Raw genomic sequence first — 1028 nt, 5'->3', positions numbered from 1 at the left:
GGGCGGATTCTCGGGGTCCTCGCAACACCTGATGGCTTACGCGGCTGTCAGTAGATCACGCAGGCGCTCGGCTGGGGTTCTCCAGCCGAGCGTTTTGCGTGGCCGGCCGTTGAGTTGTTGGGCGACGTGTTCGAGGTCTTCGGCGCTGTGCGCGGACAGGTCGGTGCCCTTGGGGAAGTACTGCCGCAGCAGGCCGTTGGTGTTCTCATTCGACCCGCGTTGCCATGGGGAGTGTGGATCGCAGAAGTAGACCGGCACTCCCGTGGCGACGGTGAACTGCTTGTGGGCGGCCATCTCGCAGCCCTGGTCCCAGGTCAGCGAGCCGCGCAGGTGCTCGGGCAGAGTCTGGATCAGCGGCACCAGCACGTCGCGGACTTCCTCGGCAGTGTGTCCGCCGGGCAGATGTCCGAGCATGACGTAGCGGGTGGATCGCTCGACCAGGGTCACGATCGCGCTGTCGCTGCGGGGGCCGACGATCAGATCGCCTTCCCAGTGGCCGGGAAATGCCCGGTCTTCCGCTTCGGCAGGCCGCTCGGAGATCATCACCATCTCGTCGACGAAGCGGCGAGTGCGCTGCTCCGGGCTGCGGTGAGGCTTGCGGCGGGTGCGACCGCTGCGCAGTGCGACCGCGATCTCGCGGCGCAGGCCGCCTCGGGCCTGGACGTAGATGGCCTGGTAGATCGTCTCCGGACTCACCCGCATGCTCTCGTCGTCGGGGAACTCGATGACCACAGCGTGACTGATCTGCTCTGGGGACCAGCGTTCGCGCAGCTTGTCCTCAACGTATCGACGCAGCGGCCCGTCTGCGGCGAGCTTCGAGGCCTTGGGCCGTGTCCGGCTCTCAGCCCAGGCCCGCTGGGCCCGGTGCGGCCGGTAGACACCGTCGACCGCTCGGGCGTCGATCTCCCGCTTGATCGTGGACGCCGGCCGTCCCAGAGCCAGTCCGATCGCCCGCAGCGAGTGACCGACACGGTGCATGTCGGCGATCGTCTCCCGCTCGGTCACGCTCAGGAACCTGGCCTGCAGTG

1 protein-coding gene is annotated in these 1028 nt (G+C 67.9%); it reads right to left on the bottom strand.

Annotated features, from left to right (window positions below; genetic code table 11):
* Positions 1 to 36 precede the first annotated feature (36 nt).
* Positions 37 to 1026, bottom strand: coding sequence for an IS30 family transposase (locus tag ABZ027_RS43185; protein ID WP_356778607.1), 990 nt, complete (start codon positions 1024 to 1026; stop codon positions 37 to 39).
* Positions 1027 to 1028 lie beyond the last annotated feature (2 nt).

Source organism: Streptomyces sp. NPDC006332 (genome assembly GCF_040612855.1).
Lineage (GTDB): Bacteria > Actinomycetota > Actinomycetes > Streptomycetales > Streptomycetaceae > Streptomyces.
Note: the sequence above shows the minus strand (reverse complement) of the source record. Positions and strands in the feature narration are given on the sequence as shown.